Source organism: Shinella sp. HZN7 (genome assembly GCF_001652565.1).
Classification (GTDB): domain Bacteria; phylum Pseudomonadota; class Alphaproteobacteria; order Rhizobiales; family Rhizobiaceae; genus Shinella; species Shinella granuli.
In genome coordinates, this window is the sequence record NZ_CP015739.1 from 107598 (window position 1) to 133433 (window position 25836).

Below are 25836 nucleotides of genomic sequence, written 5' to 3' on the forward strand. Positions count from 1 at the left end.
TTTCGGACACAGAGGCGCTCCCCATGTCGGCTGGAAATGCCCTAGCTGAACAGCTCGTTGAGCTTGAAGATGACCTCCGTCCGGTTGTGGACCTTCAGCTTCTTCATGATATTGCGGATATGCACCTTGACCGTGCTTTCCCTGAGGTCGAGTTCGTAGGCGATGATCTTGTTCGCCTTGCCCAGCTTGAGCATGGAGATGACCTCCTCCTCGCGGCTGGTGAAGACCTCGGCCCGCTTGCGCTCCTGCTGGTCGGCGACGGACATCAGGCGGCGCAGTTCCGGCAGGCTCTCGGTGGAGATGAAGATACCGCCCGACAAGGCGAGCGAAATCGCCTTCACGCAGACGGCGATGCCGACTGCCGATGGAATGAAACCCTTGACGCCGAGATCCAGCGCCGTCAGCACCTGGCGCAGGTCATGATTGTCGGACAGGATGATGACCGGCAGCTCGGGAAACTTCGTGACCAGCATGCGGATACTGTCCTCGATGCCGGACTCGGTGAAGTCATGGCTACCGAGGCTGATCAGAAGGCCGCTCGATTCTCCGGAGTATTTCGCCATCCACGCGTCGATGGAATTGAACAGCACGATCGTCATGTTGAGACCGTGCGACACAAGGCTTTGCGACAGGCACTCGCGGTCGAGCGCCCGCTCGTCGATGATGTCGAGCACCGGCGCCCGGTAGAGCGACGGCTTCACGTTGACGGACGATGGGAAAGGGGAGGACGGGATCGCCCCGTTCAAGCCCTTTCCGATGCCAGACCCGATTATTCCCCTGACTTCAGTCACAGCGAAACTCCTGGTACATCACGCTTAACGTCGGGAATGTCTGGCCGCCGCGTCACATCTCAAAAAAGATGCAACGTCAAAATTGAGTGTGACAAAAGCGGTTTTCCAGCCTGCCGGCCGCCGTCGCTTTCCCGTATTTGTCCATTTTCCACCATACATCACCAGAACGCGACCCGAATAGATTCGGAAAATACGTAAATATGGCAATTATTTAGTGTGAATAGTACTATGATTAATCATGAGTTGCGCAAGGCGACACCATTCTAAGGATAATCGTGCCGCCCTTGCACGCTACGACTCGTCTTCTTCCATCGGTCGTACAGTTCCTCGATGCCGGCCCTGAGGCCGATGCTCGGCGACCATCCGAGCGCGCGAAGCCTGGAGCAATCGAGGAGTTTTCTGGGGGCGCCATCCGGCTTCAGCGTGTCGAAAACGATATGGCCGCGGAAATCGACGATGTCGGCAATGAGGAAGGCGAGCTCACCGATCGCGATCTCCTCTCCCGAGCCGATATTGATGGGTTTCGGGCTCTCATACTGCTTCATGAGGAAGACGCAGGCATCGGCGAGGTCATCGACATGGAGGAATTCGCGCCGCGGCGTGCCGGTGCCCCAGACGACCACGCTGTCGCGATGGGCGATCTTCGCCTCGTGCATCTTGCGGATCAGTGCGGGGATGACATGGGAATGATCGAGGTCGAAATTGTCGTTCCGGCCGTAGAGATTGGTCGGCATGACGGAGATGAACCGGTGGCCGTATTCCTCCGCATAGGCAGAAGCGAGCTTCATTCCGGCGATCTTGGCGATCGCATAGGCCTCGTTGGTAGGCTCAAGACTTCCTGTCAGCAGAGCCTCCTCGCGGATCGGCTGCTCGGCATGTTTCGGATAGATGCAGCTTGAACCGAGGCACATCAGCTTCTCGACGCCCAGTTCCGAGGCCGCCTTGATGACATTCACCAGGATGAGCACGTTCTCGACGAGGAATTCGGCGGGATAACGGGCGTTCGCGCTGATGCCGCCGACCCGTGCGGCGGCTATGAACACCGCCTCGGGCCGCGCCTTTCGCATCCAGTTCGCCGTATCGGCCTGGGAGGTCAGGTCGACCTCGCTGCGCGGCACGGTCTGCAGATCGCAGTTTTCGTCCTCCAGGCGGCGCAGGAGCGCCGAGCCCACCATGCCGCGATGGCCGGCCACCCAGACGCGTTTTCCACGCAGATCATAGGGACTTTCATCCATGGAGGTCATTGCGACCCTTCTCCCTCATCATGACGTTCACGTCCGACATCACCATCTCCGAAACGAGATTGCTGAAGGAAATCGTCGGGCTCCAGCCGAGCCGGGCCCAGGCCTTGCCCGGGTCGCCGAGCAGGAAATCCACTTCGGCGGGCCGGAAGTATCGCGGGTCGATCTCGATGAGGCGCTCGCCGCTCTTGCGGTCGTAGCCGACCTCGTCGACCCCATGCCCTTCCCACACGATGGTCCGCCCGACGACGTCGAAGGCGCATTCCACGAATTCACGAACGGTGTGGACCTCGCCGGTGGCGAGTACATAGTCGTCGGGCGCATCCTGCTGCAGGATGCGCCACATGCCCTCCACATAGTCCTTCGCGTGACCCCAGTCGCGCTTGGCCTCGAGATTGCCGAGATAGAGCTTGTCCTGCATCCCCCACTCGATCGCCGCGACGGCGCGCGTGATCTTGCGCGTCACGAAGGTCTCGCCGCGCCGGGGGCTTTCATGGTTGAACAGGATGCCGTTCGAGGCATGGAAGCCGTAGGCCTCGCGATAGTTGATCGTCATCCAGTAGGCGTAGAGTTTCGCCGCGGCATAGGGGCTGCGCGGGTGGAAGGGTGTATCCTCGCGCTGCGCCGTTTCCCCCAGCCCACCGAAGAGCTCCGAGGTCGAGGCCTGGTAGTAGCGGCAATCCGCCCCGAGCTTGAGGATGCGCATCGCCTCCAGGATCCGCAGGGTGCCGAGCGCGTCGGTGTTCGCCGTATATTCCGGCGTCTCGAAGCTCACCTGGACATGGCTCTGCGCACCCAGATTGTAGATCTCGTCCGGCCGGACCTCCTGGATGACCCGGCAAAGGTTCATCGCGTCGGTAAGATCGCCGAAATGCATCTGGAAGCGCGCGCCGGGCGTGCGCGGATCGACATAGAGATGGTCGACCCGGGCCGTGTTGAAGGATGAGGACCGGCGCTTCAGGCCATGCACATGATAGCCCTTCCCCAGCAGCAGCTCCGTCAGATAGGAGCCGTCCTGGCCGGTTACGCCGATGATCAGGGCTGTCTTGTCGGTCATGGCTCGCTCCCCGTCTCAATCTGCGAGAGTTAGCGAGCGGGCACCGGATCACAAGGTGACCGTTCGAGCAGTGCGATGCGTTTCTCCTCCTCCGATCAGGCGATGGCCGCCGAATGCAAACCGAAGGTTTATGCTCCCCCTGCGGAAGGCTTAGGGCGGATAGGGGAGCCGGATGCTCCCTAGCGCCTTTGGAGAGCTTGCCGGATGCGGCACGGCTGGCAGGATCGTACACTCCAGAATTGAGGGCGGGGCGCGATCATGCGGGTGATTTTCGTCAATCGGTATTTTCATCCCGACCAGTCGGCGACGAGCCGGATGGTCTCCGCCCTTGCCTTCGGACTGGCGCGGCACGGGACCGAGGTCGCGGTTGTCGCCAGCCGCAGCCGCCATGACGACCCGCAGAGCGCTCTTCCCGGCAAGGAAACCCATGCTGGTGTCGGCATCGTCCGGCTCGCCACGAGCCGCTTCGGCCGCCATGCCCTGCCCGGGCGCGCCGTGGACTACCTCTCCTTCCACGTCATGGCTTTCATCTGGCTGCTGCGCCATGTCAGGCGCGGCGATATGGTCGTCGTCTGCACGGATCCGCCGCTCATCTCGCTCGCCTGCGGGTTGCCGGTGCGCCTGCGCGGCGGCCACATGATCAACTGGATCATGGACCTCTTCCCCGAAACCGCCGTCGAACTCGGCCTCTTTCGCAGGGCACCCTTCCTCGGCCGGCTCGCCGCCCATCTGCGCGACCGTTCGATCGCGCGGTCGCGGCTGAGCATATGCCCGACCGAAAGGATGGCGGATTTCCTGCGCCAGCGCGGTGCGCCGGCCGATCGCGTCAAGGTGCTGCACCACTGGTCGGACGCCGCCGAGATCCGGCCGGTCGCGAAAGACCGAAATTCCCTGCGCGCCGCCTGGGGCTACCAGGAAAAATTCGTCGTCGGCTATTCCGGCAATTTCGGCAGGGCCCATGAATTCGCCACCTTGATCGATGCCGCCACTTCGCTGAAGGACCGCACGGATATCGCCTTCCTGATGGTCGGCGGCGGCTACAAGCTGGCGCCGGTCATGGCCGCGGTGCGCGAGCGTGGCCTTACGAATGTAACGTTCAAGCCCTTGCAGCCGGCGGAGCGCATCGCCGAAAGCCTCGGCGTGCCGGATCTGCATGTTGTCTCCCTGCTCCCCCATCTCGAACATTGCATCGTCCCGAGCAAATTCTATGGCGTTCTCGCCGCCGGCCGGCCGACGCTCTTCATCGGCGATCCCAAGGGCAGCGTCGCCGCTGTCATCGACGCGCATGGCTGCGGCGTCACGGCCACCATTGGCGAGCCGGAGCGACTGGCCGGAACGATTGCGTCGCTTGCTGCCGCGCCGGAGCGCGTGGCGGCAATGGGTGCGAAGGCGCGGGCCTTGCTGGAAACGGACTACGCCTATGACCGCGCGCTCGTCAGTTGGCGCACCCTCTTTCACGCGCTCGCCGAGGATGATGCACTTCCCGCACGATCCCGCATCCTGGAGGAGCCGTCGTGAACGAGACGATCGTCGTCAGCCAGCTCGGCGCCCGCATGCACTATGCCGTGCCCCGGATTCTGGCACGGGAAGGCCAGCTCGGCCATTTCTTCACCGATATCTGCGGCACGAAGAGCTGGCCTTCCCTGCTGCGAAAACTGCCGCCGGGGCTGTTGCCGAAGGCGGTGCGCCGCCTCACCGGACGCATCCCGAGCGGTGTTCCCGCCGAGCTCATCACGGATTTCCCGCTGTTCGGCCTCAGATCCGGCATTCGGCGGCTTCGTGTCGAAAACGACATCGAGGAGATCTCGCACGCTGTCTGGGCCGGCAGTCATTTTTCGACGCTCGTCGCCGGCTGTGGGTTTCACGATGCGGCCGGCCTCTACGCCTATAGCGGCGACGCGCTGGAGCAGATGCAGGCGGCCAAGCGCCAGGGCATGTGGACCGCCGTCGAGCAGATGGTCGCGCCGCGCGCCGTACTGGAGCGCATCCTGGCGGAGGAGATGGGCCGCTTTCCCGACTGGGCCGGGCCGCCGAAGCGAAATCCTTTCGCCGACACGCTCGCCGGGCGCGAACGCGCCGAATGGCGGATTGCGGATTGCATCGTCTGCCCGTCGGAATTCGTCCGCGATCATGTCGTTGCAGAAGGCGGGCCGGCGGAGCGTTGCGTCGTCGTTCCCTATGGCGTCGACGCCGAGGCGCGGTTCGGCGCGGCGGGCCGCACGCCCGGGCCGTTCCGTGTGCTCACCGTCGGCGAGGTCGGGCTGCGCAAGGGGTCGCCCTATGTGCTCCAGGCTGCCGAGCGCCTCGGCGCCGCCGCGCGTATCCGCATGGTCGGCCCCGACCGCCTGCCGCCCTCCCTTCGCCGCAGGCTGGGTCGCTCGGTCGAATTGAAAGGCATCGTGCCACGCCAGCAGATCGCCGCCGAATACCATTGGGCGGACGCGTTCCTGCTGCCCTCGCTTTGCGAAGGCTCGGCCACGGTCGTCTACGAGGCGCTGGCGGCCGGCCTTCCGGTCATTACCACCTACAGCACCGGCAGCGTGGTGCGCGACGGCGTGGAGGGCCTCATCGTGCGCGAGCGCGATCCCCAGGCGATCGTCGAGGCCATCCGCCATCTCGCCGACGATGAGGACACAAGGGCGCGCATGTCGGAAAACGCCCGGCGCACCGCCCGGGAGAACACGGTCGAAAAATACGGCCGCCGTCTTCTCGACGTGCTCACCCGCCTGCATGCGCGCCATGGCGTCGTGTCATGAAGATCGTGCACGTCATCACCTCGATGGATCCGGACAAGGGCGGGCCGCAGGCGGTGGTGATGCGGCTCGCCGCCGCACAGGCAAATCTTGGCCATGACGTCCAGGTCGTCAGCCAGGCGGACCGGAACGTCGTCGCCCGCATGGCTGTGCTCGGCCGGTTCATTCCCGGTTTCGAGCGGATCAGTTGGCATCTTCTTCCCCCGCCGGGACGCGTCGAGGAAATCCTCTGCCGCAAGGCGCGCGGCTTGCTGGGCCACGTGCTCGCCGATGCCGACCAGTTGCATCTGCATGGCGTCTGGGAACCGATCCTCGTTTCCGCCGCGACCATCGCGCGGCGCATCGGTCTTCCCTACTGCGTCTGCCCGGCGGGCATGCTCGATACGTGGAGCCTCGCCCAGAAGCGCTGGAAGAAGCGGTTGGCGTTGGCGCTCGGCTGCCGCCGGATGCTCGACAACGCCGCCTTCATCCACGCGCTCAACCGGGACGAGGTCGACCTGATGCAGCCGGTGGGCCTGCGCGCTCCGGCCGAGATCATCCCGAACGGCGTCTTCATCGAGGAATTCGAACAGCTTCCGTCGCCGCGACCGTTTCTCGATTTGATTGCCCGGCCGGCCGGGCGGCGCTACGTGCTCTTCCTTTCCCGGCTGCACTACAAGAAGGGGCTGGACCTGCTGGCCCACGCCTTCCGGCAGGTGGCCGCCGAATGCCCCGACGTCGATCTTGTGGTCGCGGGGCCGGATGGCGGTGCGGAAGACGATTTCCGCACGCTGGTGCGGCGCTTCGGGCTGGAGAAGCGTGTCCTGATGGTCGGGCCGCTTTACGGCGAAACGAAGCTGCAGGCGCTCGTTGCCGCCGCCTGCTTCTGCCTGCCGAGCCGGCAGGAGGGGTTCAGCATCGCGATCACCGAGGCGCTCGCCTGCGGTACGCCCGTCGTCATCACGCATGCCTGCCATTTTCCGGAAGTGGCGATCGCCGGTGCGGGTGTCGTCACGACGCTGGAGCCGGCGGAGATCGCCCATGGCATGATCGAGATCCTGGAGAATACCGGCGCGGCAGAGAAGATGGGAATGCGCGGGCGGCACCTGGTCTTCGAGAACTACACCTGGCCGCGCATCGCACGCCTGACGACCGGCCTCTACGAAGCCTATGCGCATGCTGCGTAATCAGGCGGCGTCGTCCTCGTGCCGGCGGCCGGCGACGGCGCGGGCCGGATTTCCGACATAGACGGTCCAGGGCGCAAGCGGCTTCATCGCCACCCCGCGCGCGCCGAGCACGGCCCCTTCGCCCACCACCGTTCCGGGGCCGACGAAGGCCTCCGCCGCGATCCAGCACCTGCGTCGCAGCACGATCGGCCGTGACACCAGCGGAAAGGCCGCCCGATGGATATCGTGCGTGCCGGTGCACAGATGTGCGCGCTGCGAGACGATGGCCAGCGCCTCCAGCGTCACCGGCGCGACATTGTAGCATATCACGCCCGGCCCCATCGAGGCGTTGGGCCCCATGATGAGGTTGCCCGGCCACCAGATGGAGGTCGTGCCATGCACGATGGCCGTCGGATCCAGCTTCGCCCCGAACAGGCGCAGCAACCGGTTGCGCCAGGGATGGAACGGCGAGGGCGTCCAGGCGGCAAGGCATCGCCATGCGATGAGCCATGCCAGCCGCATCAGCCGGAAACGCAGCGCGAAGGTCGGCCCGCCGAGAAGCGGTGAGACATGGGTCACGTCGTCGAAACGCGGATCGTCATAACGGGACTTCATGGGGGAACGGGCCTCCTCGATGTTGAAACGACTGCGCCGATCCACCCCGTCCCGGGGTGCGACCGTCAGGAGCAGGAGCCTCGTCCTTCCTTCTCCTGACGGCGGCCTTGGGAGGCGGTAGGCCTCCCCTGACCCCGGTCATACCGGCAGGCCGCTTTCGCGTCGCCGCAGCTCCTCGGTCTTGATGACGATCATGTATTCGTAGGCCGCCAGCAGCCGGCAATAGTGATAGCCTTCCCGGCCATCGAGGAAACCGCCGCGCACGACATACATGTAGAGGAAGCGGGCAGCGGGGCGGAAGGGCAGCCGCATGGCGAGTTCCTTCAGCGCACGCCGGCGCGTCTCCGGCACATGGCTCAGCACATCGCGCCAGGGCACATGTTTCTCGCGCAGGCTGGCGATCGTCTCGCGCGCCTCGGAAGAGGAATAGCGGTTGTGCTTGTCGTACCAGGCGGTCATGCCCTTGTTGAAGCTGTAGTGGATGAAATGCGCATTGAGACGCCCTTCCGGGCCGTCTGAAAGGCAGCGCGAATGCGCCTCCCGCTCGTAGCGCACGCAATCCGGCCGCACGAGCCGGGTGATCCAGGTCGGGTAGAGACTGCTATGCTTGATCCAGCGCCCCATGAACATGTTCTTGTAGCGGATGCGGAAGGAGGTCTCCGGCCGTGTCGGGTCGCGGACGATGGCCAGCATCTCGTCGCGCAGGTCCGGCGGCGTGATCTCGTCGGCGTCGGGCGTGTAGACCCAGGGGTATTTGTATCGGATCTCCTTCAAGCCATAGGTGCGCTGCCCGGATTCCGTGTCGTGCACCCGCTGGTAGACACGCGCTCCCGCGGCGCGCGCGATTTCCACCGTGCGGTCGGTGCTGTAGGAGTCAAGCACCACGATGTCGTCGCACCAATCCAGCGAAGCGAGGCAGGCGGGCAGGTTCCGCTCCTCGTTCAGCGTCATGATGAGCACGGAAATCGACATGGGCTCATCTCCGCCGGTCACAGATGCAGATGGATCGGGGGCCGCGCGACGCGGTGGCGCGCCGTGGCTTCGACGGCCAGTACGAAGGCCGTATGGGCGAAGGCGACGAAAAAGAGGCCGATCGTCATCACCGATGCCGGCAGGCCGGCGACAAGACCGGCATAACCGACGCCGCCGCACAGGAACGACACCGCGATGATGGTGTAGCTCGCAGCGGCCGGTGAAAGGCCCGTGTCGATCAGCAGGTGGTGCAGATGCCGCCGATCGGCCGACATCGGGCTGCGATGATCGAGCATGCGGCGCACCATCAGGCTGAGCGTGTCGATGACCGGCACGACGACCAGCCACAGCAGAACAGGGAAAGGCAGGCCCTCCGTCCCGTTGGAGAGGTGCAGAACAAGATAGGCGATGATCGCCCCAAGGGTGGTGCTGCCGGCATCGCCCAGATAGACGGATGCCCTCGGCCGCCACGGGCTCCGCGCATTGAAGATCAGGAAGCCGCCGATCGCCGCGATCAGCGCCATAACGGGGAAGACAAGCCCTTCCTCGCCGAGATGGACCGCAAGGAGGAGGATCCAGACCAGGGCGGCTGCGGCGCTGCCGCCCGCAAGGCCATCGACGCCGTCCATCATGTTCCAGGCGTTGACCAGCCCGACGATGAATATGGCGGAGAGGATGAAAAGGCCTACCGCCCCCCGATCGCTTCCGGCGGCAGCAGATCGCCGAGGGACAGCCGGCCAAGATCTTCCGTGGAGATCAGGGCCAGCGCGATCAGGACCTGCGCCAGGAAACGGGTGCGGGCAGGCAGGGGAAACCGGTCGTCGACGACTCCGAGGACCGTGATCAGGCCCATCGCCGCCCAGAAGCCAGGCCCGAGGCTCAAAGGTTCCGACAGAAGGGAAATCCCTGCGAAGGACAGGAAGATCGCGATGCCGCCGCAAAGCGGAACGGCGCCTTCATGAAGCTTGCGGTGATCCGGCAGGTCGATCAGGTGCAAGGGGACCGCAAGCCGGCGCAGGAAAATGATCAGAAAGGCACTCAAGGCAAGGGAAGCTGAACTTTCAAGCAGCAGGAAAACCATAGGATCCCCCTCGTTGCGGCGCTCACCGTTCATCATCACGGTGTTTGGCCGGCGATGAAGCATAGCGAGAGACCCCGGGGCCTGAACATTCGAGCAAAGGGGGAAGAGACGAGAAGTAAAACACCGGAAGATGTTTACACGCTCTGGTTTTCTACCTCGTTTCCCCCACGCACTCCGCCTTTTGGCCGAAGCAGGGGCATGTGCGGTCACCACCTCCTACGCCGCAACTCGGCTTTCCCGTCGGTTTGATGCCCGGTTTTGCGGGGAAGGCGCCTTACCACCAATGGCGCAAGGCGCTGCGCCGAAAGGACAGATGGCGCGCCTGCGCCGGCGACCGCATGCTCGCCGCATGGAAACGATCGAGAGCCAGCGCACGTTCTGGAATGCATGGAACGCCGAAAATCGCGAGGCGAGCGTCGGCGAAATATCGCGCCGCCAGGCCGAGATCGTTCTGGACTGGCTGGGCGGGCTCGACCGCGACGACCTGGACATCATCGAAGTCGGCTGCGGCACGGGATGGCTGTGCCCGCACCTTGCTCGCTTCGGCCAGGTCACCGGCACCGACCTGTCGGACGAGGTGCTGCGGCGTGCGCAGCTTCGCTGGCCCCATATCAAGTTCATCGCAGGCGATTTCGCCGCGCTGCCCCTTTGCGAGGAAGCCTATGATGTCGTGGTGAGCCTGGAGGTTCTCTCGCATATTGCAGACCAGCCGGCCTTCATCGCCCGGATCACGCGGCTCCTGCGGCCGGGCGGCGTTCTGCTTCTCGCTACGCAGAACAGGACCGTTCTCACCGAGCGCTGCCATGTCCCGCCGCCCCAGCCCGGCCAGTTGCGCAACTGGGTGAACAGGCGTGAGCTTCACGACCTGCTGGAAGCCGGCTTCCATGTCGAGCGGCTCGTTTCCGCCAGCCCCGTCGCCCACAAGGGGCTGCGCCGCATCCTGGCCGGCCGAAGGTTGAACAACGCCCTGAGAGCCATCGTCGGCGATCGCTGGCGCGACCTTCTGGAGCGCCGTGACTGGGGCTGGACGCTGATGGCGATGGCGCGCAAGCCCGGACATCGGGTTGCCGGGCAAGGGTGCACGGGCTGACGTTTCACCGCGCCAGGCTTCCGCTGAACCGCACTTCAACAGCCGTCACGCCTTACCCGATCGGCCACCGGCCGGCAGTCTTCCCCCATCGGCGCGTGAGGGCAGTGCTTCACCGCGTGCGGTGAATAAAAAAAAGCCCGATTCGCGTTGTTGAATGGGCTTTAGCCTATCGATGACTATCATGCGGGAGTCATAGATGAAGCTGCGTCAGAGTTCTCCAGATTTAATTCGAAATAATAATGTCGTGGTCAGTGGTGAAACGAGGAAAATTGCTGATTTCCTGAGAAGAATTGCATTGGAGATAGAACAAGCGGGCCATGGGGATGTATGTATCCCCTCTCAGATCGGGCCGTTCCTGGAAATAGACGGAAACAGAGTATGCCTGTGCATTCTGGACCAGTCGCGCATGGCCGCGGCACAGGTGAGCAATGGTCTTCTGTCCACCTTGTCTCGACGTCAGCACGAGATTCTCATGGAGCTGGTGAAAGGGCATTCGGCAAAAACCATTGCCGAGCATCTCGGCATTCATCCAAGAACCGTCGAAGCGCACATATACAGAATCTACCAGAAGACCGGCACCCATGGAATCGTTCAGCTCATGGAGGTTTTTTTCGCGCAGCTGTAGCGCTTTTCCAGAATGGGGGAAGAACGGTCGTTCGTCGCCCTGGGGGCGGGGATACGCGCGAAGATCAGCACCGGTATCATGAAGAGCGCGATATGCACCCAGGCGATGGCGATCTCGTTCGTGAAATGGGTCACGGCGAGCATGGCCGGTATGACGGACAGCATATAGAGCAGTTGCATGGCCGTATTGCCCTGCATGGCGCATGAATAGATCCCTGCCAGCAGGGCCGCGATCAGCGCGAATTTCAGGCATCCGAAATAGGAAAACGACGCGAAGGCGTCCATCATGCCCGTCGGCGTCGTTCCCGGCGCCGGTTCATAGCCGACCGCGTATCGCAAGGGGTTGCGAATGTAGAGCGCTTCCTTGCGCGCCGAGCCGACGAGCTGGGCCGGCACATAGGAATGGACGAGCGTGTTCCAGTGGGTCGAACCGAAATCATAGGCGTTGTTTTCGGAGACATAGGAAAGGGAGAACGCGAGGTTGCGGAATTCCGGGCCGCCTTGCTGGATGAGCTTGCGCCAGTTTTCCGCAAGGTTGATGTCGAGAACCGCGCGCCAGTTCGGCGCGCCGCTGTAATAGGTCGCCGCCCGATATTCGCCGGCGGCGAGCAGGCCGACGACGGCGAAGACCAGGCTCGACGCCACGACATGACGGGGTACGGCATATCGCCGGTGAAACCACAGGGCGAGCGCTATCATCAGAGCGAGTTCGGCCGCCTCGCCGCGCCGTCCGGCGATCACGATGCGGTCGAAGTAGAACACGCAGTCGAACAGGATGATCCAGAGCGCCATCGGCGAGCGACGGCGCGCGAAGCACAGGAGCGCGATCGCCAGCCCGTAGGTCAGGAGCTTGGCGAAGAAGAGATATGCGACCGCGTTTCCGGTGAGAAAGCCGCGGAGGCGCTGTTCATCGTCGAGCTGGCCGAACTTGTGAAAGAAATACGCTCCGGCCAGCGACAGCACGGCGGAACAGGCAAGCAGCCGCTTTTCGCTGAATGTGGCGTTCCAGCCTGGTTTCGAATGCCGCCCGAGCTCCCAGCCGATGGCGCACATCATAAGGCACAGCCAGGAAAAGAAGATCGCGCGCGTCAAGGCGCCGTCCTGTGGCATGAAGCGATCGTTGATGAGCCCGGGAATCTGCGGCAGGACGAATGTCAGGAACATGGCGGCGGCGAGAAACGGAAAACCGTAGAATCCGCCGCGCTTCCAAAGCCCCCAGCCCAGAAAGGCAAGGGACGTCAGCAGGAGAAGCACTGTGCCGATCCATGCCATGGCGAACCTCCGGCCGGTGGTCTCGCATGATTGCGACGAGACGCCCGATGGCGCAACACAGCCGTTCGACGTAGCGAATGCCGGCGCCTCCCTCTCAAGCCGGTGTGGCGCGCGCGGACATCGAGCCCAGGCCTGCCGCTTGCCGCCGGTCACCGTTCCGGCAGATGGAAGGCCTGCTGGAAATAGGAGCGGAAGGCGAGCATGGGCGGGGAAAGCTCCATGTTGCGCCGCCAGGCGAGGCCGACATCCATGGCGGGCACGGCGTCGCTGATATTGACCGTCTCGATGCGCCGGCCCTCCAGCGACCAAGGCCGGTGCACCATGTCGGAGAGGATCGCCACGCCCTGGCCGTTGGCGACGAGCGAGCGCACCGCCTCCACCGAGGAGGTGCGCAGGATGACGCGGGGCTGGTAAGGCGTCGTGCTCCAGTATTTGAGGGCGGAATGCGCCGCCTCGTCCACCGTCAGCATGATGTAGGGTTCCTCCGCGATCTCCTTCAGCCCCACTGTCTCGGCCTGCAGCAGCGGATGCTGCGCCGGCAGCCAGAGGCGGCGCGTCGAGCTCAGCACCTTCTCCGTCACCAGCGCGGGATTGAGGATGTTGGAGGTGAGCAGCACCGACATGTCGTAGCGGTTGCTCAAAAGCCCTTCCTCGATCGACTCGCGATTGAGCTCGAAGAGCTGGATGTCGAGCTTCGGAAAGAGGCGCCGCAGCCGCTCGATATGCAGCGGCAGGAAATAGCCGATGACCGTATAGGTCGCCGCGACCGTAAGCGTGCCCTCGATCTCGCTGCTGACGGCATTGAGGTGCACCGCCTCGTCGACCTTCTTCAGGATCTCGTAGGCATGCGACAGGAACTGCCGGCCGGCCGGCGTTAGGTCCATGCCGTGCGGCGTGCGCAGGAAGAGGCCGACGCCCACCGTGCGCTCCAGTTCCTTGATCGCCGTCGTCACCGCGGACTGCGAGATCGACAGGTCGACGGCGGCCTGCGAGATCTGCCCGAGCTCGGCCGTCGCGACAAAGTAGCGGATCTGTCTGAGGCTGATCGTCAAGGCTGTGCCGTCCCTTCTGATTTATTGTGGCAAGGTATCGGAAAATCAGAAGGGGCGATATCGAAATGGGCATGGCGCCGCACCATTGCGGGCGTTCTGCGCATATCCATTTGATTTCCCGTATTTTTGCGCCGCAACAAAAAGAGGCAACGGGTTCTGATTTTCAGAATTCATATATGGAAAAATAGAATTTTTCAAAAGGCGGAAAACGACCTAGCGTTTCCCCGTCGGGAAAAGCAGGCGAGGGAAGAGACAGTGCGCGAGGTCGTCGACATCAATTGCGACATGGGCGAGGCCTTCGGCCGCTGGCGCGTCGGCGATACCGACGATGCCGCCCTGATGCCGCTGATCAGCTCGGCCAATATCGCGGCCGGTTTCCACGCCGGCGACCCGAACCTGATGGACCAGACCGTGCGGCTTGCCGCCGAGCACGGCGTCGGCATCGGTGCCCATCCGGGCTACAACGACCTGCAGGGTTTTGGCCGCCGCAAGATCGCCGGCACCGCCCGGGAACTCGTCAACGACATCATCTACCAGGTCGGTGCCATCCGGGAATTCGCCCATCGCCACGGCGTGCGCCTGCAGCACGTCAAGCCGCATGGCGCGCTCTACATGGAGATGGCCGCCAATCCGGAACTGTCGCAGATCTTCGTGCAGTACATGCGCACCGTCGAACCGAATGCCTACATCTTCTGCATGGGCGGCTCGGCCACCTGGCGCGCGGCCGGGGAGGCCGGCCAGCCGGTCGTGCGCGAATTCTATGCCGACCGGGACTATGACGACAGCGGCTCCATCGTCTTTACCCGCGATGCCGGCCGGCCCGATCCGGCGGCGATCGCCCGCAAGGTCTTGCGCGCCTGCAAGGAGGGCAAGGTCAGGACGGTGACGGGAAACGACATCGCCATCGACTTCGAATCCATCTGCTTCCATTCCGACACGCTCGGCGCCTTCGACATCGTGCGCCAGATGCGCGAGGCGCTGGTGGGGGCGGGCATTCGCATTGCGCCGGTCTCGAACGTGGCCGGGCGCTGACGTCATAAAGTGGAGAGAGAACCATGAGCAAGATCGAGATCAGATCGCCCCTGCCGGGCACCTTCTACCGGGCATCCTCGCCGGACGTCCCGCCGTTCAAGGCGGATGGTGACGCCGTTTCGAGCGGCGATGCGATCGGGCTCATCGAGGTGATGAAGACCTTCCAGGAAGTGCCGGCCGGCGTTGCGGGCAGGAACATCACCTTCCTCGTCGACAACGAGGAGCCGGTCATGGCGGGCCAGGTCATCGCCGAGGTGGAGGCATGACCATCCGCTCGATCCTCGTTGCCAACCGCGGCGAGATCGCGGTGCGCATCATCCGGGCGGCCAGGGCGCTCGGCATCCGCACCGTGCAGGTTCACAGCGCGGCGGATGCCGACATGCTGGCGGTCAAGCTCGCGGATGCCGCCGTCGACATAGGCTCGCCGGCGCCGAAGAAGTCCTATCTCAACATAGCGGCGGTGGTGGACGCGGCGAAGGCCGCCGGCGTCGATGCGGTGCATCCCGGCTACGGCTTCCTCTCGGAAAATGCCGATTTCGCCGATGCCGTCGAGGCGGCGGGCATGATCTTCATCGGCCCGAAGGGCGACGCGATCCGCCTGCTCGGCGACAAGGTCGCGGCGCGGGCCGTCGCGGCGAAGGCCGGCGTGCCGACGGTGCCGGGCAGCGTGGGACGCCTTTCGACGATCGAGGAAGCGCGGGCCGTGGCGGAAAGAACCGGCTTTCCGATCATGATCAAGGCGGCGGCAGGCGGTGGCGGCCGCGGCATCCGCATCGCCGCCGACCGTGCCGACCTGGAGCGCCATTTCCCGCAGGCCTCCGCCGAGGCGCTCGCCGCCTTCGGCGATGGCGGCCTCTATCTGGAGAAGGTCATCACCCGGGCGCGCCATGTCGAGGTGCAGATCCTCGGCGACGGGCAGGATTTCATTCATTGCTTCGAGCGGGAATGCTCGCTGCAGCGCCGTCGCCAGAAAGTGTGGGAAGAGGCGCCGTCCTTCCTGCTGCCGGCGGATGTGCGGACGCGGCTTTGCGACAGCGCCGTGGCGCTTGCCCGTGCGGTCGGCTATCGCGGCGCCGGCACGGTGGAATATCTTTATGACGAGGCGACGCAGGAATTCTACTTCATCGAGGTGAACACCCGCATCCAGGTCGAACATCCGGTGACGGAGATGATCACGGGCATCGACCTCGTCGAGGAGATGATCCGCATCGCCGGCGGTGCGCCGCTGTCGATCCGCCAGGCGGATGTCGCGGCCGAGGGCCACGCCATCGAATGCCGCATCAATGCGGAAGACCCTGCCAGGGGGTTCATGCCCGCGCCGGGAACGATCACGAGGCTCGTCGTGCCTGAGGGCGAGGGCATCCGCTTCGATACGATGCTCTACGAGGGCTACACGATCCCGCCCTTCTACGATTCGCTCGTCGGCAAGCTCATCGTCTGGGCCGAGACGCGCGAGGCTTGCCTCGTACGGCTGAAGGGCGCGCTGGAGGGGCTGGCGATCGAGGGCATCCCAACGACCGTCCCGCTGCATCTGGCGCTCGCCGCGGACGACAGCGTCCGGCGCGGCGCCTTCGACACCCGTTTCCTCGAACACTGGCTTGAAACCGAATTCGCCGCAAGGGCCGGCGCGAGCGCGGAGGTTGCCTGATGAGCATCCGATACACATTTGGCGGCGACGAGCACCTCTTCGTCGAATGCAGCGAGGAGATGTCGCTCGAAGCCTTCTTCAAGAGCCTTTCCATGGCGAAGGGCGTGCGCGAGAGCGGCATTAAGGGCGTGACGGAGATCTGCCCGGCCAACGCCTCCTTTCAGGTGAAGTTCGATCCCGACCTCATCCATCCCGACGACATCCTGCGGGAAGTGAAGGCGATCGAGGGCGCGGCGGAAAAGGCCGAGCCCGTGCTGAAGACCCGCATCGTCGAGATCCCCGTCTTCTACAACGATCCCTGGACGCACGAGACGCTGATGCGCTTTCGCGAGCGCCACCAGGAGCCCTCGGGCACCGACCTCGACTATGCCGCGCGCATCAACGGCTACGGCTCGGTCGAGGATTTCGTCGGCGCCCATTCCGGCTCGCCCTGGTTCGTCTCCATGGTCGGCTTCGTCGCGGGCCTGCCGTTCATGTACCAGATGGTCGAGCGAAAGCGGCAGATCCAGGTGCCGAAATACCTGCGGCCGCGCACGGACACGCCGCGGCTGACGGTCGGCCATGGCGGCTGCTTCGGCTGCATCTATTCGGTGCGCGGGGCGGGCGGCTACCAGATGTTCGGCATCACGCCCATGCCGATCTTCGACCCGGCGCAGACGACCAGTTATCTCCGCGATTTCATGGTCTTCTTCCGCCCCGGCGACATCGTCAAGTTCAAGCCGATCGATCGCGACGCCTATGACCAGGCGGTGGAGGATGTCGACCGGGGCCGTTTCGCCCCGCCCATCCGCGAGGTGCGGTTCGACCTCCGGGACTTCCAGAAGGATATCGACGGCACCAACGCCACGCTGGAGGGCATGCTCCATGGCCATTAAGGTTCTCCACCACGGTCTTGCGACCACCGTCCAGGATCTCGGCCGGCCCGGCTATTTCCATCTCGGCATCCCTGTCGGCGGGGCGATGGACCGTTTCGCCATGCGCGCGGCGAATTTGCTGGTCGGCAATGACGAAGGCGCGGCGGGGCTCGAGGCCGTCTTCATCGGCCCCAAGCTGGAATTCACTGAGGATGCGCTGGTCGCCGTCACAGGTGCGGACATGCCGGCCAAGGTGGACGGCGTTGCCCAGCCCGGCTGGACGGCTTTCAAGGTGAAGGCGGGCCAGACGCTGACCTTCGACTTCCTGAAGTCCGGCGCGCGCATCTTGATCGCGGTCTCCGGTGGCATCGATGTGCCGGAAGCGCTCGGCAGCCGCTCGACCTATCCGATCGGCGCGCTCGGCGGCTACAAGGGCCGGCCGCTTGCCGCGGGCGACGAATTGCCGGTCGGGAAGGCAAGCCTTTCCGGCGAGGGAAGAACGGTGCCGGAGGCGCTGCGCCGCAAGCCGGGCCTGCCGGCGGCGCTGCGCGTCGTGCCGGGCCTCTACTGGCATCGCCTGACCGAGGCGTCGCAGGAGAACTTCTTCGCTGACGAATGGAAGGTGGCGAACGAGGCCGACCGCATGGGCTATCGCTTCAAGGGCGGGCGCAAGCTGGATTTCGTCGCGCGCGACCAACCCTTCGGGGCGGGCTCCGATCCGTCGAACATCGTCGATAGCTGCTATCCCTATGGCTCGATCCAGGTGCCCGGCGGCACGGAGCCGATCATCTTGCACCGCGACGCCGTGTCCGGCGGCGGCTATTTCATGGTCGGCACGGTCATCTCCGCCGACATGGACCTGATCGGCCAGCTCCAGCCCCACACCCCGACCCGTTTCGTCAAGGTGACGATGGAGGAGGCGCTGGCGGCGCGGAAGGCCCGGCAGGCGAGCCTCGCGCAGCTGCGCGAAGCGCTGGCATAGGGGAGGGGCGATGCGACCGGCCGCCGCGCTCAGGACGAGACATGGCCCGCCCGGCGGGGCGGGGTCATTGTCCGTGCAGCGAGGGCGGCCTGGTCGTGGCGTTTCGGCGCACCCCCCTCTGGCCTGCCGGCCATCTCCCCCTCAAGGGGGGAGATCGGCAAGAGGCGAAAACCTTGCTCAATCGGCAACTTTGGAGATTGGCGGAACGGTGCCCCATCCAATCTCCCCCTTGAGGGGGAGATGGCCGGCAGGCCAGAGGGGGATGGACGGCATGACCCGGCCTCTTCCCGGGGGGCGGGCGGACGCCTTGCGATCCGCTGCTTCTCAATCCAGCACGGGTGTCAGATACGCCGCCGTGACGCCCGGGCCGGGGATGATCGCGACGATCTTCATCTGGGCGATGGTGCGGTTCAGCGAGGCCTCCAAATGGGTCTCCATCATCGAGACGGCCGCTTCCGTCGCCCCGCGCAGCAGAAGCTCGCCGACCAGCCGCAGCTCCGTGATGATCGCGGGATCGCCCGGCAGGCCGAGGCGGCGCAGCAGCCGGTCGGTGGCCGTGACGGGCAGGAGGTTGTTGCGCACGAGATCCTTCAACCGCTCGTTCGGCGCGGCGAGCACGCAGCATTCGATGAATTCGGTCTGGATCGCCTCGCTTTCGCGCAGGGAGCCGGCGGCGCTCGCCTCTTCGGCGGCGCGCAGGCGCTTCAGCAGCACCTCCAGCCGCGCCTGGTTGACGGCACGCGCGCCAAGACGGATCGCCGGCGGCTCCAGCATGGTGCGCAGCACGAAATGGTCCTTCACCGTCTGGGCGGTCAGCGGCCCGGCGATCCAGTGCGAGCTCTGGTTCTTGCGCACGAGCCCCCGCTCGCGCAGGCGCGTCAGCACGTCGCGCACCACGGTGCGGCTGACGTTGAAATGGGTGGCGAGCTCCATCTCGATGATGCGGTAGCGGCCGAACACCACGCAGCCGGCGACGTCCGCCTCGACCTGGTTGTAGATGCGCTCCCAGGAGGAGCGGCTTTGCAGCGCCTCGTCCGCATGGCGCGGCACGATGAGCCCGAGCGCCTTGATGTCCGTGCGGTTCGGCTCGATGCCGGCGCCCGGCGGGCCGACCAGGAAGCCGCGGCCGGAAAAGCGGTGCACCAGCCCCTCGGCCTCCAGCGCCTGCAGCGCCCTTTGCACCGGCGCGCGCGAGGTCTGCAGGATGTCGGCGATCGGGCCTTCCAGGAGCACCAGGCCGGGCGGCAGCGTGCCCGCCTCGATATTGCTGCGCAGCACGTCCTCGGCGATCGCGTAGCGTCGCTGGGTGCCGGTGGCTGCCTGCTCGTCCTTCATGGGGTCCTGATCCGTCGGCCTCGTGGAGGGCAGCACTCTGCCGCATTCTCCGCCGCAAGGAAAGGATGGCATAAATGATTATTGAATACAAAATTTGAATATAACCTTGACGGTGCTTCGAGCGCGAAAGATGACGGTGCGCTATCGCTGGTCGCGCCGCCATGGCGGTCTGCCCGCCGAATTTATCGGCGAAAGCGGTGATTTTTGCGCATAATGCTCGCAAATTCGCCAGAAGACGTGGGAAGTCCTGGTGCGAAGACGAGGTCTCCGCAGCCGGAAATTCATGAGCAAAAGGCCGGAGCGGCCCCGCGATAGAAATTTCTAAAAAGTCTATTGAATACAAAAATCATTTATGCCATGGTTTTGACAACAAGACGCCCGGAAGAGGCGTCGACAGTGGAACAAAACGAAATGCTCAGGATCGACGCTGCGCCGCGCATCTGACCGATGCGCGAACGGGAGCCTCTTGCCCTCTCCGACGGCTTGTTCGCGCCCGGGGATGCGGAGCCCCCGTGCGCCGAAGGTCCTGGCCGGAACTGGTGGGAACAGAGGTGTCAGCCGTCCTCCAATTGAAGAATGTGCACAAGGCCTTTGCCGGCGTGCCGGCACTTGCGGGCGTCGATGCGGCGCTCATGGACAATTCCTATGTCTCGCTGCTCGGGCCGTCGGGCTCGGGCAAGACGACGCTGTTGCGCGTCATCGCCGGCTTCGAGCAGCCGGACGGCGGGGAGATCCTCTTTGCCGGCAGGCGCATCGACGGCGTGCCGCCGCATGAGCGCGGCATCGGCTTCGTCTTCCAGAATTTCGCGCTCTTTCCGCATCTGAGCGTCGCGCAGAACATCGCCTTCGGCCTCGAAAACCGCGCCGTCGCCCCGGTGACGGACGCGAAGGCCGTCACCGCCCGGGTGCGCGACATGATCGGCCTCGTCGGGCTCACGGGCCTCGAAGACCGCGCCGTCACGCAGATCTCCGGCGGCCAGAAGCAGCGCGTGGCGCTCGCCCGCACGCTGGTGACGGAGCCGAGCATGGTGCTGCTCGACGAGCCGCTCGGCGCGCTCGACGCCAACCTGCGCACGCGCATGCGCGGGGAGCTCCGCACCATCCGCGAGCGCTGCGGCGTCACCTTCCTCCACGTCACCGGCTCGGAGACCGAGGCGCTCGCCATGGGCGACACCGTGCTGGTGCTCGATCGCGGCCGCATCGCGCAAGCGACGGATGCCGGCACGCTCTACAGCCGCCCGGCCTCCGCCGACGTCGCGCGTTTCCTCAATTGCTACAACATCTTTTCCGGCGCGGTCTCGGGCGATGTCTTCGAGAGCCCCGTCGGCCGCCTTGCGCTCGGCGGCGTGCGCCAGGCATCCGGCAGGCCGGCCTACGCCATCCGCTACGACCGTGTTGCGATCCGCCCGAGAGATGCGGCGGCCGCTGGCGACGAGGTGCGCATCGAGGCGAGCTTCGTCGCCAGCGAGTATTCCGGCGCCGCGATCAACTCCTTCTTCACACTCGACGACGGCCGCGTCTTCGAGGTGGAGACGCATCTCAGCCATGCCGCGCCCGAGGCCTTCGAGGAGAAGGCCCGCTACGCCCTCGTCTGGAAACGGGAGGACGCCCTTGTCTTCGTTTGAGAACCCCGTCGCCGGTCCTGCCCCTGTCCACCCGGAGAATGAGAGATGACGATGGCCGCCACCAGCCATGACACGCCCGTCGAAACGGCGGCGCCTTCCACCCGCAGGCAGCCGGACCGCACCTATTGGCTGCTCGCCCCTGGCGTCCTGTGGATGCTGCTCTTCCTCGTCGCGCCCATCCTGATGATGGTCTACGTCTCCTTCTGGACGCAGACCACCTTCAAGATCGAGCCGACGCTGACGCTGAAGAGCTGGATCACCTTCTTCTCCTCCGACACCTATCTGGGCGCGCTCTGGACGACGGTCCGCATCTGGCTGATCGTGCTCGTCTCCACCCTCCTCGTCGGTTATCCGGCGGCGCTCTTCGTCGGGCTCTTCGTCAAGAACAAGACGCTCTCGACCGCACTCCTGGTGCTCTGCGTCATCCCGTTCTGGACCTCCTTCCTCATCCGCGTGCTCGCCTGGCGGCCGATGCTCGGCAAGGAGGGTGCTATCAACATGATCCTGATGAAGCTCGGCATCGTCACCCAGCCGATCGAGGTGCTGCTGTTCTCCGAACTCTCCGTCATCATCGGCATGACGCAGATCTACTGCGTCTTCATGGTCGGGCCGATCGCCTTCATGCTCGGCCGCATCGACCCTTCCGTCATCGAGGCGGCGCAGGATCTCGGGGCGAGCTTCTGGCGGATTTTCAGAACCATCATCCTTCCGCTCTCCATGCCGGGCGTGGTGGTGGGTGCGATCTTCGTCTCCGTGATGGTGCTCGGCGAGTTCGCCACCTCGGCCGCGCTGTCCGGCCGCAAGGTCAACCTCCTCGGCAACATCATCGTCACCCAGGTGGGGTCGCTGAAATGGGCCTTCGCCGCGGTTGCCGGCGTGGTGCTGACCATCCTGATGGGCGCGGTCGTCGCCGCGCTGCTCCGGGTTGTCGATCTCAGGAAGGAGCTCTGAGCCATGAGCGCTTCCGGCATCAAGCTCGGCCTCGGCCTCTATACGACGCTGTTCATCGTCTTCCTCTACGGCCCGCTCGCCGTGCTCGCCATCCTCTCCTTCCAGACCGGGCCGGAGGGCGGGCCGCAATTCCCGATCATCGAATGGTCGACCTACTGGTACAAGCACCTCTTCGGCCTCACCCCGCCCTCGCGCATCGCGCCGCTGCCGATCGAACAGGCGCTGGTGCGCTCGCTGGCGCTCGCCGTCATGACGATGATCGTCTCGACCGTGCTCGGCGTCACCGCCGCCCAGGCGTTCCGCAAGAAGTTCCGCGGCTCGGGCGTCGTCTTCTATCTCATCGTGCTCGGCATGATGGTGCCCGGCGTGCTCGTCGGCCTCGGCATGGCGCTGGTCGCCAACACGCTCGGCGTCGACCGCCACTGGTGGGGCACGGCCTTCGTGCTGCATGTCGTCTACACCTTCCCCTTCGCCTTCCTCGTCATGCTGGCGATCTTCAACCGCTTCGATCCGAGCGTGGAGGAAGCCGCCTGGTCGCTCGGCGTCACCCCGGCGCGCACCTTCCGCAAGATCACCTTCCCGCTGATCTTCCCCGGCGTGCTCTCGGCCATGCTCTTCGCCTTTACGCTCTCCTATGACGAGTTCTCGCGCACGCTCTTCGCCTCGGGCCGGGACCTGACGCTGCCGCTCGCCATCTACGGCACCTTCTCGGTGGAAGTGCATCCGAACGTCTTCGCCTTCGGCGTGCTGACCACGCTGTTCTCCTTCGCGCTGCTCGGCACCTATGCCGTGCTGATGGGCCTGTCGGTGCGCCGCGCCAAGCGCATGGCGATCCAGGAGGAGGCGTGATGGCGGGCGCAGCTCTCGTCACCGGCGCAGGCTCCGGCATCGGCCGCGCCATCGCGCAAAAGCTCGCGGCGGACGGTTACGCCGTGACGGTCAACGACCTCTCGCCCGAGCGCGCCGAGGCGGTGGCGGACGAGATCCGCGCGGCGGGCGGCAAGGCCGTCGCCGTGGCGGGCGATGTCTCCGGCGAGGCGGATGTCGCGGCCATCCATCTTGCCGCCGTCGCGGCGCATGGCGATGTCACGCTGCTCGTCAACAATGCCGGCATCGCCCATCAGGCGCTGTTCGAGAACCTCGATGTCCACGATTTCGACCGCATGTTCGCCGTGCATGTGCGCGGCACGTTCCTGATGACCAGGGCAGTGCTGCCGGCGATGCTCTCCGCCGGGGCGGGCGTCATCGTCAACGTCGCCTCGCAGCTCGGCCAGATCGGCGGCGTCGAGCTCGTGCACTATTCCGGCGCCAAGGCCGCGATCATCGGCATGACCAAGGCGCTCGCCCGCGAGGTTTCCGCCCGCGGGGTGCGCGTCAACGCCGTCGCGCCCGGCCCGATCAACACGCCGCTCGTCATGCAGCTTTCGGAGGACTGGCGGGCCGCCAAGCGGGCGGGCCTGCCGCTCGGCCGCTTCGGCGAGCCGGAGGAGGTGGCCGAGACCGTCGCCTTCCTCGCATCCCCCGCCGCCAGCCTCTTCGTCGGACAGACGCTCGGGCCGAATTCCGGCGACGTCATGCTGTGAACCCGGAGATATCCATGACCAGAGAAACGAAACGCATCGTCATCGTCACAGGGGCCGGCATCGGCATCGGCGCGGCCACCGCGAAGGCGTTTGCGGCCCTGGGCGACCATGTGATCGTCACCGACATTCTTGAAAGGGAAAGCCAGGAGACGGTGGCGGCGATCTCGGCCGCGGGCGGCTCGGCGGAGTTCCACCTCTACGACGTGCGCTCGACGGAGGCGACCGACGCGCTGGTCGCCGATGTCGAGGCGCGGCACGGCCGCATCGACGTCGTCGTCGCCAATGCCGGCATCGCGCACCGCACGAAGCTGGCCGACCTCACCGACGAGAAGTGGGACCTCACCTTCGACATCGACCTCAAGGGCATCTTCCGCCTCGTGCGGGCCGCCGCGCCCGGCATGCGCGCCCGCCGGTCGGGGTCGGTCGTCGCGCTCTCCTCGATCATGGGCGTCGCCTATGGCTGGGACGAGCACGTGCACTATTCGGCGGCCAAATCCGGCGTCGTCGGCCTGGTGCGAGGCCTTGCCGTGGAGATGGCGCGCGACGGCGTGCGGGTGAACGGCATCGCGCCCGGCTACATCCGCACCGCGCAGCTTCTCTCGGAGGAGAACTCGCTCGGGCCCGCGGGGGCGGAGAAGGCGGCGGAGTTCATTCCGATGGGGCGGCTCGGGACCGGGGAGGACATCGCCGATGTCGCCGTGTTCCTCGCGTCCGACAGCGCGAGATACATGACCGGCCAGGTGCTGGTCGTGGATGGCGGCCTCCTGGTGGGCCGGTACTGAGCAATCCCGGCAAGCATGTGCAGCGGTTTGCGTCCGGAATTGCAGACAAAAAGGAGCCGCGGGGCGGCTCCGGGGAACGATAACAACTGGAGAAGAGACATGTTCAAGTCGGAAATCAATCGCCGCTCGCTCCTCAAGCGCTCGGCCGGGGTGATGGCGCTGGCGATGGGCGGCGGCACGCCGTTCCTCTCCTCGCGCATGGCCTTCGCGCAGGCCGCTGACCTCGCCGGCCAGCAACTGCGCACCATCGGCCTTTCCGTGACGGTGCAGGAGCGCATCCTCGAGGAGTTCAAGAAGGCCTCCGGCGTCGGCGGCACCTCGGGCACCGCCGCCACCTTCCCGGACGCGCAGACGAAGATCCTCTCGGGCTCGAAGGACTACGACTGCTGGGAGATCATCGCCGAGCGCCTGCCCTCCATCGTCATGACCGACAATGTCGAGACGATCCCGGCCGCCTCGCTGAAGAACTGGGCCAATATCCGCGACACCTTCACCACGGCGAGCGACAAGTGGGACCGTGCCGCGCAGATCGTCGGCCAGATCTGGGCGGACGAGGGCCAGACCGTGCTCAACATGGTGCCTGCCGTCTACAACTACGATTCCATCGGCTACAATCCGGACGTGCTCTCCGACGAAGAGGCCAACACCTGGACGGCGATCTTCGATGCGAAGTGGAAGGGCAAGTCGGGCCTCAACACCGACCCGCTCATCGCCTTCGGCCAGGCCATCATGGCGATGAACACGCTCGGCCTCTCGGATGTGAAGAACCCCGGCAACCCGACCGCCGCCGAGATCGACGAGGCCGCCGCCTTCCTCGTCTCCAAGAAGAAGGAAGGCCAGTTCCGCGCGCTCTGGGGCGATTTCGGCGAGCTGGTCAACCTGATGGCCTCGGGCGAGATGGTCGTCTGCGACGCCTGGCAGCCGGCGGTGATGGCCGTCAAGGCGCAGGGCAAGGCCTGCAAGTACGCCGTGCCGAAGGAAGGCTATCGCGGCTGGGCGATCGGCCCGTCGATGATCGCCGGCACGGCCAACCGCGACGCCGTCATCGCCTATGCCGACTACTGGCTCTCGGGCGAGCCCGGCATCACCGTCTCCGAACAGGGCTATTATTCGCCCTCCACCAACATCAAGGATGTCATGTCCCCGGAGAAATACGCCTTCTGGTACGAGGGCAAGCCCTGGGTCGGCGCGGAGGAGCGCGGCATCAAGGAGGGGGACCTGCGCGACGGCGGCTCGCTGGAGGAGCGCGCGAAGAACGTCGCCTACTGGCACCAGTGGCCGGACGAATACGACCATCTCATCCAGAAATGGGACGAATTCCTCAACGCCTGATCCCAAGACGAAGGACCGG

The 25836-nt window shown here is 65.2% G+C and carries 26 protein-coding genes; 16 read left to right on the forward strand and 10 right to left on the reverse strand.

Annotation, left to right across the window (positions count from 1 at the left end; all coding sequences use genetic code 11):
- Positions 1–41 precede the first annotated feature (41 nt).
- The 3 genes from shn_RS27705 to gmd form a co-directional block, all read right to left on the reverse strand.
- Positions 42–746, reverse strand: a complete 705-nt coding sequence (locus shn_RS27705) for a response regulator transcription factor (protein WP_245337503.1) — start codon at positions 744–746, stop codon at positions 42–44.
- 308 nt (positions 747–1054) lie between these two features.
- Complete coding sequence (locus tag shn_RS27710) at positions 1055–2026, reverse strand: GDP-L-fucose synthase (RefSeq protein WP_133034956.1); 972 nt, start codon at positions 2024–2026, stop codon at positions 1055–1057.
- On the reverse strand, positions 2019–3089 hold the full coding sequence (gene gmd / locus shn_RS27715; RefSeq protein WP_064333767.1) for a GDP-mannose 4,6-dehydratase: 1071 nt from the start codon (positions 3087–3089) through the stop codon (positions 2019–2021). Before gmd ends, shn_RS27710 begins: the two co-directional genes overlap by 8 nt.
- A 258-nt stretch (positions 3090–3347) precedes the next feature.
- Between gmd and shn_RS27720 the strand changes: the two genes are divergently transcribed.
- Genes shn_RS27720 through shn_RS27730 form a run of 3 tightly spaced genes read left to right on the forward strand, consistent with a single transcriptional unit; the run spans position 3348 to position 7008 of the window.
- The gene (locus shn_RS27720) at positions 3348–4607 is read left to right on the forward strand and encodes a glycosyltransferase family 4 protein (protein WP_064333768.1); all 1260 of its coding nucleotides are present in this window, start codon (positions 3348–3350) and stop codon (positions 4605–4607) included.
- Complete coding sequence (locus shn_RS27725) at positions 4604–5845, forward strand: glycosyltransferase family 4 protein (protein WP_064333769.1); 1242 nt, start codon at positions 4604–4606, stop codon at positions 5843–5845. The genes shn_RS27720 and shn_RS27725 overlap by 4 nt, the downstream gene beginning before the upstream one ends.
- Positions 5842–7008, forward strand: coding sequence for a glycosyltransferase (locus tag shn_RS27730; protein ID WP_064333770.1), 1167 nt, complete (start codon positions 5842–5844; stop codon positions 7006–7008). Before shn_RS27725 ends, shn_RS27730 begins: the two co-directional genes overlap by 4 nt.
- Here the strand turns inward: shn_RS27730 and shn_RS27735 are convergent, their stop codons facing one another.
- The 4 genes from shn_RS27735 to shn_RS37480 all read right to left on the reverse strand — a co-directional run bounded on the left by shn_RS27735 (position 7009) and on the right by shn_RS37480 (position 9655).
- On the reverse strand, positions 7009–7602 hold the full coding sequence (locus shn_RS27735; protein ID WP_064333771.1) for a putative colanic acid biosynthesis acetyltransferase: 594 nt from the start codon (positions 7600–7602) through the stop codon (positions 7009–7011).
- A gap of 138 nt (positions 7603–7740) precedes the next feature.
- Complete coding sequence (locus tag shn_RS27740; protein ID WP_064333772.1) at positions 7741–8574, reverse strand: glycosyltransferase family 2 protein; 834 nt, start codon at positions 8572–8574, stop codon at positions 7741–7743.
- Positions 8575–8591: 17 nt separating this feature from the next.
- Complete coding sequence (locus shn_RS27745) at positions 8592–9206, reverse strand: hypothetical protein (protein ID WP_168168980.1); 615 nt, start codon at positions 9204–9206, stop codon at positions 8592–8594.
- A gap of 53 nt (positions 9207–9259) precedes the next feature.
- Complete coding sequence (locus shn_RS37480) at positions 9260–9655, reverse strand: hypothetical protein (RefSeq protein WP_256388535.1); 396 nt, start codon at positions 9653–9655, stop codon at positions 9260–9262.
- A 349-nt stretch (positions 9656–10004) separates the two neighbouring features.
- On the opposite strand from shn_RS37480, the gene shn_RS27750 reads away from it, so the two are divergent.
- Together shn_RS27750 and shn_RS35285 are read left to right on the forward strand one after the other, a co-directional pair.
- Positions 10005–10745, forward strand: a complete 741-nt coding sequence (locus shn_RS27750) for a bifunctional 2-polyprenyl-6-hydroxyphenol methylase/3-demethylubiquinol 3-O-methyltransferase UbiG (RefSeq protein WP_245337504.1) — start codon at positions 10005–10007, stop codon at positions 10743–10745.
- 196 nt (positions 10746–10941) lie between these two features.
- Positions 10942–11370 carry a helix-turn-helix transcriptional regulator gene (locus shn_RS35285; protein ID WP_084438600.1) on the forward strand — a complete coding sequence of 143 codons (429 nt, stop codon included), beginning with the start codon at positions 10942–10944 and terminating at the stop codon, positions 11368–11370.
- On the opposite strand, the gene shn_RS27760 is transcribed toward shn_RS35285, so the two are convergent.
- Together shn_RS27760 and shn_RS27765 are read right to left on the reverse strand one after the other, a co-directional pair.
- Entirely contained in the window at positions 11337–12641 is a 1305-nt protein-coding gene (locus shn_RS27760; protein WP_064333775.1) for an O-antigen polymerase, read from the reverse strand. The two genes, shn_RS35285 and shn_RS27760, sit on opposite strands and share 34 nt — an antisense overlap.
- A gap of 149 nt (positions 12642–12790) precedes the next feature.
- Positions 12791–13693: a LysR family transcriptional regulator gene (locus tag shn_RS27765; protein WP_064333776.1), complete on the reverse strand. Its 903-nt coding sequence runs from the start codon at positions 13691–13693 to the stop codon at positions 12791–12793.
- 255 nt (positions 13694–13948) lie between these two features.
- Between shn_RS27765 and shn_RS27770 the strand changes: the two genes are divergently transcribed.
- From shn_RS27770 to shn_RS27790, 5 genes are read left to right on the forward strand one after another with little or no spacing between them, the layout of a single operon-like run.
- On the forward strand, positions 13949–14725 hold the full coding sequence (locus shn_RS27770; protein WP_064333777.1) for a 5-oxoprolinase subunit PxpA: 777 nt from the start codon (positions 13949–13951) through the stop codon (positions 14723–14725).
- 23 nt (positions 14726–14748) lie between these two features.
- Positions 14749–14991 carry an acetyl-CoA carboxylase gene (locus shn_RS27775; protein ID WP_064333778.1) on the forward strand — a complete coding sequence of 81 codons (243 nt, stop codon included), beginning with the start codon at positions 14749–14751 and terminating at the stop codon, positions 14989–14991.
- The gene (locus shn_RS27780; RefSeq protein WP_064333779.1) at positions 14988–16373 is read left to right on the forward strand and encodes an acetyl-CoA carboxylase biotin carboxylase subunit; all 1386 of its coding nucleotides are present in this window, start codon (positions 14988–14990) and stop codon (positions 16371–16373) included. Before shn_RS27775 ends, shn_RS27780 begins: the two co-directional genes overlap by 4 nt.
- Positions 16373–17248, forward strand: a complete 876-nt coding sequence (locus shn_RS27785) for an allophanate hydrolase subunit 1 (RefSeq protein ID WP_064333780.1) — start codon at positions 16373–16375, stop codon at positions 17246–17248. Before shn_RS27780 ends, shn_RS27785 begins: the two co-directional genes overlap by 1 nt.
- On the forward strand, positions 17238–18209 hold the full coding sequence (locus tag shn_RS27790; RefSeq protein WP_064333781.1) for a biotin-dependent carboxyltransferase family protein: 972 nt from the start codon (positions 17238–17240) through the stop codon (positions 18207–18209). Before shn_RS27785 ends, shn_RS27790 begins: the two co-directional genes overlap by 11 nt.
- A 324-nt stretch (positions 18210–18533) precedes the next feature.
- Here the strand turns inward: shn_RS27790 and shn_RS27795 are convergent, their stop codons facing one another.
- Positions 18534–19544, reverse strand: coding sequence for a GntR family transcriptional regulator (locus tag shn_RS27795; protein ID WP_064333782.1), 1011 nt, complete (start codon positions 19542–19544; stop codon positions 18534–18536).
- A 551-nt stretch (positions 19545–20095) separates the two neighbouring features.
- Here shn_RS27795 and shn_RS27800 point away from each other — a divergent pair.
- The 6 genes from shn_RS27800 to shn_RS27825 all read left to right on the forward strand — a co-directional run bounded on the left by shn_RS27800 (position 20096) and on the right by shn_RS27825 (position 25817).
- Positions 20096–21169 (forward strand): ABC transporter ATP-binding protein, encoded by a 1074-nt coding sequence (locus shn_RS27800; RefSeq protein ID WP_064333783.1) that lies wholly within the window; start codon positions 20096–20098, stop codon positions 21167–21169.
- Positions 21170–21214: 45 nt separating this feature from the next.
- Positions 21215–22120, forward strand: coding sequence for an ABC transporter permease (locus tag shn_RS27805; RefSeq protein ID WP_064333784.1), 906 nt, complete (start codon positions 21215–21217; stop codon positions 22118–22120).
- Between the two features lie 3 nt (positions 22121–22123).
- Positions 22124–22969, forward strand: a complete 846-nt coding sequence (locus shn_RS27810) for an ABC transporter permease (RefSeq protein WP_064333785.1) — start codon at positions 22124–22126, stop codon at positions 22967–22969.
- Entirely contained in the window at positions 22969–23703 is a 735-nt protein-coding gene (locus shn_RS27815) for an SDR family NAD(P)-dependent oxidoreductase (RefSeq protein WP_064333786.1), read from the forward strand. Before shn_RS27810 ends, shn_RS27815 begins: the two co-directional genes overlap by 1 nt.
- Positions 23704–23717: 14 nt before the next feature.
- Positions 23718–24485, forward strand: coding sequence for an SDR family NAD(P)-dependent oxidoreductase (locus tag shn_RS27820; RefSeq protein ID WP_064333787.1), 768 nt, complete (start codon positions 23718–23720; stop codon positions 24483–24485).
- Positions 24486–24584: 99 nt separating this feature from the next.
- On the forward strand, positions 24585–25817 hold the full coding sequence (locus shn_RS27825) for a PotD/PotF family extracellular solute-binding protein (protein WP_064333788.1): 1233 nt from the start codon (positions 24585–24587) through the stop codon (positions 25815–25817).
- Positions 25818–25836: the final 19 nt, after the last annotated feature.